The sequence below is a fragment of the Pelobium manganitolerans genome (genome assembly GCF_003609575.1).
In the GTDB taxonomy this organism is placed as follows: Bacteria; Bacteroidota; Bacteroidia; order Sphingobacteriales; family Sphingobacteriaceae; genus Pseudopedobacter; species Pseudopedobacter manganitolerans.
This window is the reverse complement of record NZ_MBTA01000028.1, coordinates 66,481-81,691: the sequence shown is the minus strand read 5'-3', so window position 1 is coordinate 81,691 and position 15,211 is coordinate 66,481. Positions and strand designations below refer to the sequence as shown.

The 15,211-nt window shown below is 38.0% G+C and carries 13 protein-coding genes and 1 tRNA gene; 8 read left to right on the top strand and 6 right to left on the bottom strand.

The genetic code is table 11. From position 1 onward, the window contains the following. Positions 1 to 118: 118 nt before the first annotated feature. From BCY91_RS15095 to BCY91_RS15070, 6 genes are all read right to left on the bottom strand, one after another. Complete coding sequence (locus BCY91_RS15095) at positions 119 to 1,519, bottom strand: DUF4403 family protein (RefSeq protein ID WP_120182878.1); 1,401 nt, start codon at positions 1,517 to 1,519, stop codon at positions 119 to 121. Between the two features lie 76 nt (positions 1,520 to 1,595). Continuing rightward, the gene (locus tag BCY91_RS18095; protein ID WP_120182877.1) at positions 1,596 to 1,745 is read right to left on the bottom strand and encodes a lmo0937 family membrane protein; all 150 of its coding nucleotides are present in this window, start codon (positions 1,743 to 1,745) and stop codon (positions 1,596 to 1,598) included. Between the two features lie 67 nt (positions 1,746 to 1,812). Then, entirely contained in the window at positions 1,813 to 2,652 is an 840-nt protein-coding gene (locus BCY91_RS15085; protein WP_220699487.1) for a 2OG-Fe(II) oxygenase, read from the bottom strand. Positions 2,653 to 2,764: 112 nt separating this feature from the next. Beyond that, positions 2,765 to 3,523 carry a hypothetical protein gene (locus BCY91_RS15080; protein WP_120182876.1) on the bottom strand — a complete coding sequence of 253 codons (759 nt, stop codon included), beginning with the start codon at positions 3,521 to 3,523 and terminating at the stop codon, positions 2,765 to 2,767. Positions 3,524 to 4,286: 763 nt separating this feature from the next. Beyond that, the gene (locus BCY91_RS18090) at positions 4,287 to 4,529 is read right to left on the bottom strand and encodes a GIY-YIG nuclease family protein (protein ID WP_120182875.1); all 243 of its coding nucleotides are present in this window, start codon (positions 4,527 to 4,529) and stop codon (positions 4,287 to 4,289) included. Between the two features lie 83 nt (positions 4,530 to 4,612). Continuing rightward, positions 4,613 to 4,686: transfer RNA gene (locus BCY91_RS15070), tRNA-Ala, on the bottom strand. Positions 4,687 to 4,836: 150 nt separating this feature from the next. Between BCY91_RS15070 and BCY91_RS15065 the strand changes: the two genes are divergently transcribed. The 8 genes from BCY91_RS15065 to BCY91_RS15030 all read left to right on the top strand — a co-directional run bounded on the left by BCY91_RS15065 (position 4,837) and on the right by BCY91_RS15030 (position 15,091). After that, positions 4,837 to 5,304 carry a PRC-barrel domain-containing protein gene (locus BCY91_RS15065; RefSeq protein WP_120182874.1) on the top strand — a complete coding sequence of 156 codons (468 nt, stop codon included), beginning with the start codon at positions 4,837 to 4,839 and terminating at the stop codon, positions 5,302 to 5,304. A 106-nt stretch (positions 5,305 to 5,410) separates the two neighbouring features. After that, positions 5,411 to 6,247 (top strand): ABC transporter ATP-binding protein, encoded by an 837-nt coding sequence (locus BCY91_RS15060; protein ID WP_120182873.1) that lies wholly within the window; start codon positions 5,411 to 5,413, stop codon positions 6,245 to 6,247. A 2-nt stretch (positions 6,248 to 6,249) separates the two neighbouring features. After that, positions 6,250 to 7,110: a hypothetical protein gene (locus tag BCY91_RS15055; RefSeq protein ID WP_120182872.1), complete on the top strand. Its 861-nt coding sequence runs from the start codon at positions 6,250 to 6,252 to the stop codon at positions 7,108 to 7,110. Positions 7,111 to 7,118: 8 nt separating this feature from the next. Then, entirely contained in the window at positions 7,119 to 7,493 is a 375-nt protein-coding gene (locus BCY91_RS15050; protein WP_120182971.1) for a GntR family transcriptional regulator, read from the top strand. 19 nt (positions 7,494 to 7,512) lie between these two features. Then, positions 7,513 to 8,295, top strand: coding sequence for a hypothetical protein (locus BCY91_RS15045; protein WP_120182871.1), 783 nt, complete (start codon positions 7,513 to 7,515; stop codon positions 8,293 to 8,295). Positions 8,296 to 8,389: 94 nt separating this feature from the next. Beyond that, the gene (locus BCY91_RS15040) at positions 8,390 to 11,116 is read left to right on the top strand and encodes a TonB-dependent receptor (RefSeq protein ID WP_120182870.1); all 2,727 of its coding nucleotides are present in this window, start codon (positions 8,390 to 8,392) and stop codon (positions 11,114 to 11,116) included. Between the two features lie 96 nt (positions 11,117 to 11,212). After that, positions 11,213 to 13,186, top strand: a complete 1,974-nt coding sequence (locus tag BCY91_RS15035) for a DUF3857 domain-containing protein (protein ID WP_120182869.1) — start codon at positions 11,213 to 11,215, stop codon at positions 13,184 to 13,186. Then, a complete protein-coding gene (locus BCY91_RS15030) occupies positions 13,187 to 15,091 on the top strand; it encodes a DUF3857 domain-containing protein (protein ID WP_120182868.1) in 1,905 nt (634 codons plus the stop codon). The last annotated feature ends 120 nt before the right edge of the window (positions 15,092 to 15,211 follow it).

The window sequence follows — 15,211 nt, the reverse complement described above, 5'->3', positions numbered from 1 at the left end:
GTATAAAATCCTTGATGGCCTTGGATAAAAATAAAAGAAAGAGCCCACTCAACGATGCTTAAAAAGAAAAAGCGGGAATGCTATGCAAACCCGCTCTTTGTAAAACTCGGCTTTCTAGCTATTCCATCCCATCTATGGTAACGGCCACTTGTCCGTTAGCAACCACCATGGCCACTATAGCGTTTGGCGTCAAAATAACTTTGTTAGGCGTAATTCCGTTAAGCTTACCATTTACTTTTACGCCTTTTATCGGCTGGTAATTGTTTAGGTAGCTGGCCATCGTTTTTTCGCCGTCTGCTAATTGCGAAGCGATGGAGAAACGGCAAGCATCAGCCATTTTTTTAACTATTAAGCCGTGTACCAACCAATCGCCCGCCTTCAACAATTTACTTTTCGAATCTAAAACAAAATCAACCTGATCTAGATAAATTTCTTTGGTAGCGGCATCGTAAGCCGGTACGCCGGTTAAATAAAAATCGCCGTTAACGGAACCGCTAAGATTTAAAGCTACAATCATTTTGCCCTCTTTGCCCCAAACATCCACTTTGTTTACGGTAACAGATCGTTTTCCGGATTCGAACTTTTGCCCTGCAAAGTTCTTTGTGATTACCGATGAAGCATAACTGTAAGGTGCAAAAGCGGCTACGTTGGCGTTAAATTGGTTGGGCATTTTATCAACAGATTTCAAAGCAATTGCATCTCTATTGAACACGATTGCGGGCTTACGTCCAATGGCTGTTTCCAGGTAGGTTTTTAAACCCATGTTCACCGTAATTTTCTGATTAGCCAAGGTAGCTTTGGATGCGTAAATTTCTACAGGTTGCATGGCAAACCATGTTTCATACTCGTCATTTACCTTCGTTGGTTGACTAAAATTCTCCAGCGCGTCTAAAACGTAAGGTTTAATATCCAAAGATTGCGCAATTGCATCATCAACTAATTTTGCCAAGGTTGGTTTAAAAACGGAAATCGCAGGATTGATGAGATAAGTTATAGGAATTGCTTTGCCGGCAACCGTAACCGTAGGCGACTCTTTCCAAGACACATTTTGAATAGTGGTGGCGGTAGTAATTTTCCAATCTTTTAAACCCACAGCACTGTTTAAGCGTACAATTCCATTTAAATTGAAATCTTTCACATCGGTTAAATCAACCCCAAAAGACTGTACCCCGTATTTTACTTTCCCAACAATTTTCAGCGGAATATCCATCAATATTCTTCCTTTTTGCTCGCTGATGACGATGTTTGAAGCCTTATAAACCTTCATCACCAGGTTGTCGCCATCAAAGGAATTATCATCGTAAATTAAACCGTTCAAATACTTGTTGCTTTGGATTTGGAGATCTTTTACAGCTACCTCTACCGGCATATTGATAAAAGAAAGCTGTTTCTCATAAACTACTTCGGTTGATGAGTAATCTGGCAAAGGCTTTAAAGCCTGCACCTGCTTAGAAGTGCTGCAAGACGATAGGTAAAAACCAGCTATCAGCAAAAGCGGTAAAGATTTTCTGTTGTTCATGCGTTAAATTTTAAAAAACGCACAAATATCTGCTAATTAGCTCATTTACAAAATATTTTTAAAGGATTTATATCAGCTAAACAGGTTCGGACAGAAACTTGATGATGAACGAAAAAACGGCCAATATCAAAAGGATATGGACCATTATGCCGGCGGCAAATACGAATACGCCAAGTGCCCAGCCCACCAAAAAAAGTATTATCAATATGTTTAAAATCAATCTCATGACAGTATTCTACCAAAATGGCGATACAAAGGATATGCCATTAAACGGTAGAATATCGTCTTTGACTTTAGTTTTCTGAACTTAGCAGTTTTCTGACAATTACCGGGGGCAGATAATCGCGCATTACGGCTTTTACTTGCTCTTTTTTACTGAGTTTAAAGGCCTTAACATCTTGGCTGTTGTTTTTACGTTCTTTAAAAAGTGTGTTATGCTTCTCTAAATCTGTATTTACCTCTGAAGCAGGCCGTCCGTTTGAGTAATAATATAAAGCTAAGGATTTACGGCTCATGCCTTCTGGACAATTTAAAGGATCTGGATGCCCATGGTAAGAAAAATCTGTGGTAGAAAACATGGCAATCCTATTAAAAACGGGTAGAAATTTACGTTCGCATTTTTCCATATTTTTGTCCCACAACTCAAAATTACCGCCGTATTCCTCCTTCCAATCTTTATTAAGGTAGATGAGGAAATTTATCCGGCGGTCCAACTTCATCGTGGGATGTTTGTTGAAATCGGCGTGTATTTTAAGCAAACCGCCCGGTTTTATCTCATGTTGGCCGCCACCAAAAAAATAAGGATCGCTAATGAGTACCTCCTCTATCCCGGTAAGTTTTTGCAGGAAAAGCAAAAAAGGCTCCGAATTTAAAAAGTGCATCAACCTTTTTGTGGCCTCACCAAAGTTAGCTTCGCCTTTGCCGGCCAGTTTTACCTGCCTACCGTCATTAAAACTGATGCTGTCTTTTTTTGAAAGATCGGGAAATTCATGCAAAACTTCCGTTAAAAAATCTTCATCAAAAAAATCATCGAAGCTAATACTTGGAAAAGGATTTGCATTTTGATATTGCGCTGCATAATCATCTGCAACCTGCATAAGATCCTGAAAGCGTGGAGCGAGTAGCGTTTTCATCAATTTAGGTTTTAAGCCTTAAATGTAAATAAAAAACGGCAATGTTATTTTCTTACGAACAAAAAAACAGCAACCAATTACGATTGCTGTTTAGGTTAATCGGTCCAATTGCTTAATATTCAAACTTGAGTTTGCTGGTGCTTGGCGTACCGTCGGGCAAAACCTTATCGCTTAGGTCTGCCGCGGTAGGAAATCCCTCTGCATCATAAGTGTAAGTGCTGGTAATTTCTCTGCTTTGGCCTGCAAAAGTATATTTTTGTTTTAGCAGATCGTTGGCCGAGAAAGCCTCGGCAACACTTGGATCTAAAATGTATTTTACGCGTGCATTAAAAAAAGCACTCTTTTTAGATCCGTAAGTCATTTCTTGGCTACTTACCAAGTTGTCTCCAACGTAATTTTCGTATTTGCTTACATTATTGCCGTTGTAAGTTATCACCTGTTTGCCAATAACAGTTGTATTTGTGCTGTCTTTAATCAAAATTTCTTTTACTTGATTATTGGCGTTTAAGGTGTAAGTGTATTTGAATTTATTGATAAGCTCGTCATCCTCATAAACAGACTGTACAGCACTAACAGGCTTATTGCCGTCATAGCTAACTACCAATTTACTATTGTCATCTTCGTTTATGGTTTCAATGGTGCTTAGCAAATCGCCGGCGTAGGCCAGTTTAATTTGGGTGCCGTCATTAATCTTTACCAAATTAATGCGACGGTTTGCATCGTAGCTAAAACTGGTGCTAGTAGTATCGCCATCTTCGATAGAAATTATCTTTTTAACCAATTTTGCATTTTTAGGTGCATCATTATCATCTTTTTTACATGCTGTAAAAGCCAAACATGCCAGTGCAAGTGCTAATAATTTAGTTTTCATCTTTCTGATTTTGTATGTTTTAATTTTTTACTGTTTTAAAGATGCATCTGTACCCCATTACGCCGTTTTTACGCAGGGCGATACAGCGCGGCTATAAAAAAATCTGGCAACCAAAAATAAATCAACAGCAAAACCACTTATAATTAGCTATTTAAACGATTTTTAGAAATGATAAAAACTCAAAATAATCCTGTAATTTTTGACAAATAATCTCGTTCCCGCGGTAGAAACGAGCAAAAAAAAGCCCCGTTAAAATAACGGAGCTTAGCTAAACAACGCCCAACTATTAAAATTCGTTACAGTCCATATACTCCAAAAGTTCTTCAATATCAGCTACCCTCGACTTATCGACTGATGAACATTTCTTCATTTTCTTTGTCAAATCTAATGCGTAGCTTTTAAAAGCATTGCAGTTTTGTTTGTTTGGAAGTTTCTCAAATTCATCATATTTTTTCTGCAATACAGCGAGTTCTAGTTCAAAATCACAGATTTCAGCCGGCTCATCCTTTTCGCAGGAGACAAATGTGCCTGCAATAAACAGGCAAATTAAAAATGTGTAAAGTTATTTCATATCGTTTAGTTTTTTTTTATAAAACTACTTGCAAATGAAAAACTTAGCAATACCCATATCTGGGTAAAATGAATATCTTTAGAGAGAAGAAACTAGGCGTTTCAAATGAATTTTAAAACAACGATAAGTGTGGAGAATGCCGGATTCGAACCTGCCACCTCTTCCCCGAAAGCTTTCGGGGCAGGCAAGCGCTCACTGCGCAATCAACCATTCCAGATAACGGCGACTTTTTTTTCCTTTTATCCTTAGTTCTCTGTTATGTGCAGATTGTCGGTCAGGGTAATGCTCTGCGTATTTTAGAACCCAGTCGTTTGCTCTGGATGTGTAAGTGGAAAATCCGGAATTATGCTCCGATAATCTTTTCTCTAAATTTTCAGTGTACCCAACATAAAATCTGTTGAGCTTCGCACTAAATATTACATAAACCGTAAACACAGGTTAATTCGATAAAAAGAGAGGTAGCGTTTTCCAGTGGAATCTAGAACAAAACTTGATATGCCAAAAACACAAAAATTTAGTGGAGAATGCCGGATTCGAACCGGCCACCTCTTGCCTGCCAGGCAAGCGCTCTAGCCAAATGAGCTAATCCCCCATTTATTTTTTGGAGACGCAAATATGTTAAATAAATCAGAAATAGCAATAGAAATATTGACTTCCCTGATTAATAAAAAATCCACACCTCAAAATCTTGCTTTAGGCATGGTTATTATATCTTTTCTGAAAGGCAGTTAATCATACGCTTATGCAAACCGGCAAAAATAAAACTCAAATTACAGCCAATACAGAAATGAACAGCTACTTCTCTGTTATAGGATGGCAAGTCTACACCGCAAATAAAATACGCATCGGGACAGTTAAAGACGTTTTGTTAAACAAAGAAACGCCCGGAATAGCCTACTTAAACCTGACGCCCGATAAAAACTTTGCAGAAGGATCTTCAGAAAGCATATTAAACGGTGCCGACAATTTCACCGCTAATGATGGAATTAACCCGTTCCTAATTCCCTTGCATCTGGTAAAAATATTTCCTGACAAAGAAGAAATCCATTGTTTAAGCGATGATTTAGCAAACCAAATTGACGACCAACAGGCGCTTGGCGAGGATGAGGGGCTGCACTTGACGATTGGAAAGTACACACCGCACTTTAACAGCGCCGAGGATCAATTTCCGGACTATGTTTATGATAAGAATGGCATAAAGCGGAGGTAAAGTCCTTTTTCTTCCATATCAAATTCTAAAAATAAATTTTGAAAGTAATAAAACTATCATTACCATTGTAGTGTATTAATTTAGTAGCACACTAGAACATTATAAAATGATAGAAATTGAAAATCTGTGCTTTTCTTACGGGAAACATAAGGTATTAACTAACCTCAATTTGAGTCTGAGCCAAGGCAAAATATTTGGCCTGCTAGGCAAAAATGGCGCAGGCAAAAGCAGCCTACTTTATCAAATCTGTGGTTTATTATTCCCCAAACAGGGAAAATTAAACGTGAATGGCTATAAACCTTTTGAAAGAAATCCCATTTTTTTACAAGAAATTTATCTGCTTCCCGAAGAGTTCGACCTGCCCAACGTTGCTATCAAAAGTTTCTTAAAAACCAATGCGCCTTTTTATCCAAATTTCAGTGAAGAATTGTTCAACAATTACTTGGCAGAGTTTAACATCCCAATAAACAACAGCTTACAGGGAATGAGCTTTGGACAAAAGAAAAAAGTAATGATAAGTTTTGCTTTGGCTACACAAACTAAGGTGTTATTAATGGACGAGCCTACCAACGGGTTGGACATTCCGTCTAAAAAACAGTTCCGCAAGATTATTGCCGGTGCTTTGCAACCTCATCAGCTGATGATTATCAGTACCCATCAGGTAAAGGACTTGGACAGTTTGATTGACCATATTCTGGTACTTGAAGACGAACACATCATTTTTGACCAATCTGTAGAAAGCATCACACAAAAGCTTGCTTTTAAACAGGCTATGCAATTGAACGAGGTGGAAAACCTGATTTATAGCGAGGGCGCTTTAAGAGGCCATGCCGTGGTGGCTAAAAACATCCATAACGAACATACCCGCTTAGATATGGAAATGTTTTTTAACGCCCTAGCATCAGAAAAACAACAAATGGTTTCACTTTTTAACGATAAATAAACATGGCAATATCTTTTACACGAATTGGATTGTTGGCGAAAAAGCAATTCATCGATAACAAAAAACTGTATTTATTCGGTGTTTTAGCGATGATGGGGATTATGGGCGCCATTTTCTCTTTATTTTTAATTACAGGAACTAACCTAGGAAAAGAAAACCAAGCAGTTTATCTGCTTTTAGGATTGGTTGTTTTTGGAGGTTTATATACCTTAACATTGTTTTCGAACTTGGAAAACACAAAAGGGCGTACGCTTTCGCTAATGTTGCCCGCAACAGCTACCGAGAAATTAATTTGTGCTTTTGTTTATGGAGCAATTTTATTTCCACTGGCATATTTACTTTGCGTGTACCCGCTGTTGCGCTTTACGATATTTATCGACAATAAATTTATGGGACATTTTACAAGTCCTTATGTATTCGACGAACATCGGGCTCAGCTGTTTCTGATTACCGCTTTCTTTTTAATACAAGCTCAGATTTTATTATGCAGCCTCTTTTTTAAACACTACAAAGCAGTAAAATCTATTGTTTTCATATGTGTGATGTTTTTTGGAACACTTATCATCTACACAAAAATTATAGGCTACATCTTACCTGGCAGGATAGACAAAACCGCAGTTGTAGAAGAACGCTATTACAAAAACAATAATTTATTTAAGACAGACACAGTAAAAAGGCATTTAACAACTAACACGCGCATTATCAATCTTTTCACTGCGGTGAAATACTATGGGGACCAACGCGATGTATCTCTTGAACTCACACGCAAACAAAAAAACGTGTTTTTCTTACTTCCGTATCTAACGATACCGTGTATGTGGCTTATATCGTGGGTGCGGTTGAAAGAAATGGAAGTAAACTAAGATTGATTATGGAATTTAGCAACAATCAAGCGATATACATACAGATTGCAGAATTTATATCTGACAAAATACAATCAGGCGAACTAAAGGATAATGAGAAAATCCCTTCGGTCCGAGAACTTGCGGTTGAACTCGAAGTAAACCCGAACACCGTGATGCGGGCTTACGAAATGTTGCAACAACAAGACATTATTTTTACCAAAAGAGGGATGGGCTTTTTTGTCCAAGTTCACTCGTCAGATAAAATTAAATCTGTTAGAAAACAACACTTTTTGAAAGAAGAGCTGCCTGAATTTTTCAAAAAGATTAAACTGCTGGGTATCGATTTCAAAGAAATTGAAACCTATTATTTAAACACCATCAATTCAGAAAGCGGCAATTAAACCAAACCTCTAAATCATCATGAAAACAAGCACTAAACTACTAATCGGGCTGTTAACCTGCATCCCATTGGCAATCACTGCCTATGCATATTTATTAAAACAAAAATTTGATGCTAATGAATTTGTTTTGAGCATTTACGCCGAAGAACCCGAATACAGCAAAGTGATATTGGATAACTACAATCATATTGTGTTGGACGGCGAATTGTTTTATACAGGCGAAAGCGCTTTAACCAGAAAACCTACCAGCCAAGTAGGCTCGTACAAAAGTATCTCCGTTTCTTGGTATCCTACGATAAAATTCAAAGGTGATACGGATATCCGGAGCTTCCAAATCTTATCAGAATACCAAGAAGCCTTGCGAACGAAGATTGTGAAAGACACCCTTTTTGTTTCATTTGTAAAAGACCACGGAAAAAAGGCTGACTATAACTCCAAACATCCACTTTTAGTTATCGATAATCAACACCTAAAATCTATAAAAGCTCAGTCATCCACTATCAAAATATCAAATTTTGAAAATAAGGAGTTGCGCCTCGATGTGAGCAAAGCCAAACTCGAAATCAAGAAGACAGACGTTAGCACATTAACATTAATTGCAGGCAAAGAAAGTTCGGTATCAATGTTTCAATGCAATTTAGACACCTTGACTTACACCATACTTAATCGGAGCCAAATCGATTTTGAGAATAACCACATTAAGAATTATGTAAAATCAGACACCGATAGCACATCATTTATAGCCATAAGAGGACACGCAGAAAACATGACGGCACTTCTAAAGCAACAGCGCAAAAATTAACAAAATTTAACCTTTTGAATATTAACAAAAAAAGGTAAAAACGTACATTTGACAATTAAACAAAACATTTATACCTAAAGCAAACCTTAAACGCTTGAAAACACTACTACCTATCGCAGTACTTTTACTGTCGTGCAAAATACTTTTTGCCCAAAACCGTTCAGAAATCCAGGGAAAAATTGTTGATGAAACCGACGGCAAGCCAATAGAAATGGTAACCATCAGCATCAGCTACTTTAAAGACTCGTCTTTTGTAGCCTACACTTCTACTACTAAAGACGGCGAGTTCCACCTCAAAAAAATGCCGTCTAATCAGCCTTTAGTTGTTGTAGCCTCTTTGCTAGGTTATCAAAACTTTGCTAAGATTGTACAAATTAAACCCGATGAAACTTACAACTTCGGAACCATCAAATTTAAATCTAACATTCAAAATTTAGGCGAGGTAGTGGTTACGGCAGAACGTCCGCCTATTGTAATCAACAAAGACACCATCAATTTTAATGTGGAGGCCTTTAAGGTAAGGCCAAATGCCGTGGTAGAAGAATTGCTGAAAAAACTGCCGGGTATACAGGTAGATAACGATGGCTCTATCACCTACCAAGGCAAAAGTGTATCGAAACTTAAGGTGGATGGTAAAGAGTTTTTTGGTAACGATCCGCGCTTGGCTTCTAAAAACATTGACGCGGCCTTACTGGATAAAGTGCAGGTTTTTGACGACAGGGAAAATGATCCGGACCATTTGATCCCGGATGCAGATGTAAGCAAAATCATCAACTTAAAATTTAAGAAGAAGTTTAAGAAAAGCATTTTCGGGAAAGTTTATGCCGGCGGTGGAAGTAGCGATCGTTTTGAGTCGGGTGCCTTGTTAAACATGTTTAGAGACACCTTGCAGCTGAGTTTAATTGGTGTGGGTAACAACTTAAATCGCACCGGTTTTTCAAGAGATGATTTGAGCCAGATGGGCGGTTTTGACCGTAGCGGGCGCAACTCTTTGTACGATGGATCTGTAAATTTAGGCGGAAGTAATTGGGGCGGAGGAATAGAAAAAGTATTTTCGGGTGGCTTTAACCTTAACAATGATTATGGCAAAAAACTAAAACTGAACCTGATTTACTTTTACAATAATAACAGCAACGTAAACCAGCAAAGCTCTTTTAATCAACAGTTTTTAACTGCTGACACCGTTTTATCCAACAACAGATATGCCTCTACAAAAACAGACAACCGGCATAGTGTTAGTGGTTTGGTACAATGGAACCCAGATAGCACTATCCAACTGCGTTACAGCCCCAAGCTTAATTTTAATGATAGCAGAAACGGCGGAGATAACTTTTCAGACCGTTTTAACGCAAACGGACAGTTAAATAAAACTGTAGGCAACAACGCCAGCCAAGCCAGCAGTTCACAGTTTCAGCATAATTTTAGCTTCTATAAAAGGCTGAAGAAAAAAGGTGAATCTTTTCGTATTACGCATGATTTAAGGCTTAATCCGGATGAAAACCTAGGATACAATAATTTCGATTTAACCTCCTTCACATCCACCATTCAATCTGAAATTGTACGCAGGCGAACGGGCAACAATAACAAATCATCATCGGTAAATTTAGATGCCAGTTACCGCTATCCGTTTACAGAAAAACTTACGGCTGATGTTTCTTTGGCAGGAAATTACAGCCTAAACGGACGACAAGTGGAGGTTTATGATCTTAATTCGCAAAACCAAGCTTACGACATCTTTTTACCGGACCAGAGTTCTGATTTAAACCGAAACCAATGGACAGAACGTGTGAAGGCGGGCTTAACGTATAAATTTTCGCCAAAGATCTCTTTGGAGGTGGGCCTCGCATCAGAATGGTTGCAAATTAAAAATGAGTTTAATTATGGCATCCCTAACCTCGATCAAAACTATTTCAATCTTTTGCCTTCGGCGCGTTTACGCTTGGGCAACTACAACCTCAGCTATAATGTAAACATCAACCAGCCCTCCGTTTACAATTTACAGCCTAACACCATCAGAAGTTCGCAACTGTATGCGTTTACCGGAAATCCGGATTTAACTCCTTCAAAAAGCCATAACCTAAATTTAAGTTACAACAAATATTTTCAGGCATCACAAATCAATATTTATTCTTTTGTGAGCGCAAATTTTGAGCAAAATAGCGTAACCACAGTTAGAACCTATAGTCCCGAGGGTGCTACAACAGCCACTCCAGTGAATCGTAATGGCAGATACAATATTAACTTCAACCTTGGCGGAGGCAAAAGGTTTAAAAAAGTAAATGATTGGCAAATCAGTCTCAACCAGTATTTCTATATTTATAACCGGAAGGACTTTTTTATCTTCAACCAAACCGAAGGCTTCCAAAACACTTGGGTCTTAAATGTTCGACCAAGCTTCAACATTAACTGGAAGGATAAGGTCGAATTAAGCCCTGCCTATAGTTTTTCTCCACGTTTTACCAGTTATTCTGTAAAAGACTATAAAGACGTTAGTTTTACAACCCATAGTTTTGATGCCCGTTACACCATCCGCTGGCCAAAGAAAATTTATTGGGACGGTGTTTATCAATATCAATACAACCCAAATGCAGGCAACGGCTTTCAAAAAAGCAGCAATTTGCTGAACCTAAGCGTAGCCCTGCAAATGTTAAAAAAAGACCGCGGAGAACTCAAACTTTCCTGTTACGATTTGCTGAACCAGAACATTACCTCGTACAGATACACCGGTACCAACTCTATTGTTGATAACCAGTTTATGGCCCTAAAACGGTATTTTTTGCTGACTTACACCATTAAATTTAACAAAACTACTACGCAGTAAAAAATGGTTTCAGTACTTTAACACAAAATAGTTTCGTATAAAAACAAGGGTTTACGGTTTGAGATGATATATTTGTTAACCAAACCCTAAACATTTATGCGTAAACTTTACCTGTCCGTTTTATTATTTTTGGGATTTCTGTCTGCTTTTGCACAGGAAGACGGCAATTTCCCGTTCGGGACTGTAGATGCATCCCATTTGCAACAAAGCACATATTCTAAGGATTCGACAGCGGAGGCCTATGTAATTAACGAATTTGGCAGCGCCTACATTTCTGAAAGAGAAAATACCGGTCTGGTGTTTACCTACCATGTTAAAATCAAGATATTGAACAATAAAGGTCTTGACCAAGCAAACATTATTGTTCCGATAAGAAGCTCAGATGGTTCGTCCGAATTTTTAAGAGATATACAGGCCGTAACCATTAATCTGGAAAACGGTTTGCCTCAGAAAACTACGCTTGACCCAAAAAAAATCTATACAGAAAAAGTTAACGAATATTACGAGCGCAAAAAGTTTACCCTGCCCGATGCAAAAGTTGGAAGCATTATAGAATATCAATACACGCTGGAATCGCCGTTTATATTTAATTTCCGCAACTGGGAATTTCAATGTGGAATCCCAAAGATAAAAAGCGAATATTGGGTAAAAATACCCGGCAATTACGATTACAACATAGGTTTGTACGGTTTCCAAAAACTGGACAGGCAAGACTCTGAACTGGTAAAAGACTGTTTTAGAGTTGGCGGCGGTGTGGCCGACTGTTCTTTAATGAAATTCGGGATGAAAGATATCCCTGCTTTTGTTGAAGAGGATTATATGACGGCATCCAAAAATTTCATTTCTGCTATCCGTTTTGAACTAAGAGATATAAGATATTTTAACGGCACTGTTAAAAACTTTACCAAAAGCTGGCAGGATGTTTACAAAGAACTAAAAACAGATGTTGATTTTGGGGTGCAGATAAAAAGACATTCCGATCTTTTTAAAAATCAGATTTCGGCACTGCAAGTTAAATACAAAGACCAAAAAGAATTGGCCAAAGGCATTTACAATACTGTAAAAAACTGGTACCAATGGGATAATTATTATGGCAAATATGCCCGTAATGGATTAAAAAAGGCTTACGAAACACGCACAGGAAATGTTGGCGATATTAACCTTACATTAATAGGCGCCTTGCAAAGCGCAGGAATAAATACCGACCCTGTTTTACTTTCTACCAGAGACAATGGCCTGCCAACCAAGCTTTTCCCCGTAATGAGCGAGTTCAATTACATTATTGCAAAGGTTAATTTAAACAATGAATCTTTTCTTTTGGATGCTACCGATAAAGATTTGCCTTTCGGGATGTTGCCTTTCCGTTGCTTAAATAAAGAAGGCAGGGCAATTGGCAAAGATTCCTGCTATTGGGTAAATCTTGTGCCCGATAAAAAATACAAACAGTCGGATTATATAAAGCTTAAATTAGACTCGTCGGGAAATTTCACAGGCAAAATCACCATCAGAACCGCAGATTATCAGGCATATTATAAACGGAAAAAAATAAAGGAATTTGCCTCTACCGATGAGTACATTGAAAATCTGGACGAAAAAAATCCCAACATAAAAATCAAAAACTACAGCATCAGCAATCTGGATTCGCTTGAACTCCCGCTAACCGAAGAGTACGATGTGGTAATTAAAGCCTTTGACACGATGGACATTGGCACTTTGTCCATCAATCCATTTATATTCAACAAAACAACCGAAAACCCATTTAAATTAAACGAACGGATTTACCCTATTGACTTTGGCGCACAAAAAGATTTTGCTACTGTATTTCAATTAGAAATTCCCAAAAATTATGAGGTAAAACTATTGCCCAATTCTGTGGCATTGCAACTTCCAGAAAATAATGGAAAGTATATTTTTAACAGTGGCCTGTTAAATAACAACCTCATTACCGTTTCCGAATTTTTTACTATTAACAAACCTGAAATTCCCGGAACGCACTATCCTTATCTGAAAGAGCTTTACAACAAAATAGTGCAGAGCAATAAATCAAACATCATTATCAACAAAAAATAAATGAAGAAAACGGTACTTTTTTTTATTGCTTTTTTAGGATGTACGGCCGTTATCAAGGCGCAATCTTACAGCGTTGCCTTAATTCCGCAAGATTTAAAAAGCTACGCAAAAGCTGTGGTACGTAAAGATGAGAGAACGGTTATTATCAGTTCTCCATCAAACATGGTTTACCAAATAAAAAAAGCAACTACCCTGCTTAACCAAACCAGTGAGGATATGGCAAAAACTGTTGTTTTATACAACAAAAGCCGAAAGATAAAAAGCTTAGCTTTAAACATATACGATGCCAATGGTTATTTGATTGGAAAAGTAAAAGAAAGCGACTTTGAAGACCGCAATTATATCGACGGTTATTCGCTTTTCCAAGATGACAGGATAAAAAGTTACCGTCCGGTTATCCGCAGTTACCCCGTTACCGTAGAAGAAATTATCGAAATAAGATATAACCAAACGCTTGCCATTCCAGATTGGGATCCGCAGTATCATGATAACATTGCTATAGAAAAAGCTTCTTTTGAAATTTTAAAAAGCCCTGATTATCAAATCAAGTTCAAATCTGTTGCACTGCCCGATCCTGAAATTAACACCCAGGGCAAAGCCGAAAGTATAAAATGGACTTTGGCAAATGTAAAAGCCAATAAGTACGAGCCTTACAGCGTTAACGAAGATAAAAGATTGCCTAATTTAAAGATCAGTCCAGTAAAATTCTCGTACGATGGGATTGATGGAGAATATACCGATTGGAAAGGCTACGGCAAATGGGTTTACGATAAGCTGTTAACCGGCCGGCAGGATTTATTGCCATCTACCGCCGCAACCATTAAAGATTTGGTGAAAAACTGCAAAAACCAAAAAGAAGCCGCACAGTTAATTTATGAATACGCACAAAAAAAGAACCGTTACGTTAGCGTACAGATTGGCATTGGGGGTTTCCAGCCAATGAAAGCCTCAGAAGTTGACAGGCTATCGTACGGCGACTGTAAAGCATTGGTAAATTATACCTCGGCACTTTTAGGCATTGCAGGCATCGAATCCATTTACACAGAAGTAAAAGCCGGACCAGAGCGAGTAAATTACCTGAAAGATTTTGCAAGCATAAGCCAGGGCAACCACATTATCTTATGTTTACCGTTTGAAAAGGACAGTGTTTGGTTAGAGTGCACCAGCAAAGATATGCCTTTTGGCTTTTTAGGATCTTTTACACAGGGCAGAAGAGCTTTGTTGATTAAAAAGGATGGTGGCGAACTGGTAAAAACACCAAGTTACAACTGGCGCAAAAACCTCCAGCAAAGAAATGCCCAATTTGAGCTAAATGCTTTGGGAAGCCTAAACGGCAAAATCAGGACCTTGTTTTCGGGCATACAGTACGAAAACAGAGAAAGTTTGGCGGAACTTAGCCCAACAAAAAAAGAAGAGCAGATAAAACTTTCCTATCGTGATATCCCTGATTTCGAAATACTGTCATACAACCTCTCACAGGAAAAACTCTCTCCTAAATGGACAGAAGACCTTGAACTGAGCACAGCACACTTTGGAACGCAAAATGGCAAATATTTAATTTTTGATATAAACCCGGTAAACGTCTCGAAAATGGATCTAAAAGAAGTAATCAACCGCAAAAACCAGCTTTACATCAATACCGGTTATACAGATATTGATACCATAAAAATCAAAGTTCCCGGAAATTATAAACTGGAGACTTTACCTATGTGTGTAAACAAAAGTTTCGATTTTGGTTCTTACGAACTTAAAAACACTTTTAACAACGGGGAATTACTTACCGTAAGAAAAATGATTATTAAAGAAGGCGTCTACCCCCCAGAACACTACGAAGCCTTTGTTAACCTGTACGAAACAGCAAAAAAATTTGACAAAAGCCGTTGTGTTCTGGTAAAAAATGACTGATGAAAACAAGAAAGCCTTCCAATTCATAATTTTATTTTTCAGCCCGAGTTCGATTATTAATTTCAAAGTTATAAATAGAACGGGCTTCAGCCCATTTTGGCTAAAGCCATATTCTTAATA

What these genes read in the sequence shown, in the direction of transcription:
- BCY91_RS15095 (WP_120182878.1), bottom strand. Translation starts at nt 1,519, where the DNA reads ATGAACAACAGAAAATCTTTACCGCTTTTGCTGATAGCTGGTTTTTAC.
- BCY91_RS18095 (WP_120182877.1), bottom strand. Translation starts at nt 1,745, where the DNA reads ATGAGATTGATTTTAAACATATTGATAATACTTTTTTTGGTGGGCTGG.
- BCY91_RS15085 (WP_220699487.1), bottom strand. Translation starts at nt 2,652, where the DNA reads ATGAAAACGCTACTCGCTCCACGCTTTCAGGATCTTATGCAGGTTGCA.
- BCY91_RS15080 (WP_120182876.1), bottom strand. Translation starts at nt 3,523, where the DNA reads ATGAAAACTAAATTATTAGCACTTGCACTGGCATGTTTGGCTTTTACA.
- BCY91_RS15065 (WP_120182874.1), top strand. Translation starts at nt 4,837, where the DNA reads ATGCAAACCGGCAAAAATAAAACTCAAATTACAGCCAATACAGAAATG.
- BCY91_RS15060 (WP_120182873.1), top strand. Translation starts at nt 5,411, where the DNA reads ATGATAGAAATTGAAAATCTGTGCTTTTCTTACGGGAAACATAAGGTA.
- BCY91_RS15055 (WP_120182872.1), top strand. Translation starts at nt 6,250, where the DNA reads ATGGCAATATCTTTTACACGAATTGGATTGTTGGCGAAAAAGCAATTC.
- BCY91_RS15050 (WP_120182971.1), top strand. Translation starts at nt 7,119, where the DNA reads ATGGAATTTAGCAACAATCAAGCGATATACATACAGATTGCAGAATTT.
- BCY91_RS15045 (WP_120182871.1), top strand. Translation starts at nt 7,513, where the DNA reads ATGAAAACAAGCACTAAACTACTAATCGGGCTGTTAACCTGCATCCCA.
- BCY91_RS15035 (WP_120182869.1), top strand. Translation starts at nt 11,213, where the DNA reads ATGCGTAAACTTTACCTGTCCGTTTTATTATTTTTGGGATTTCTGTCT.
- BCY91_RS15030 (WP_120182868.1), top strand. Translation starts at nt 13,187, where the DNA reads ATGAAGAAAACGGTACTTTTTTTTATTGCTTTTTTAGGATGTACGGCC.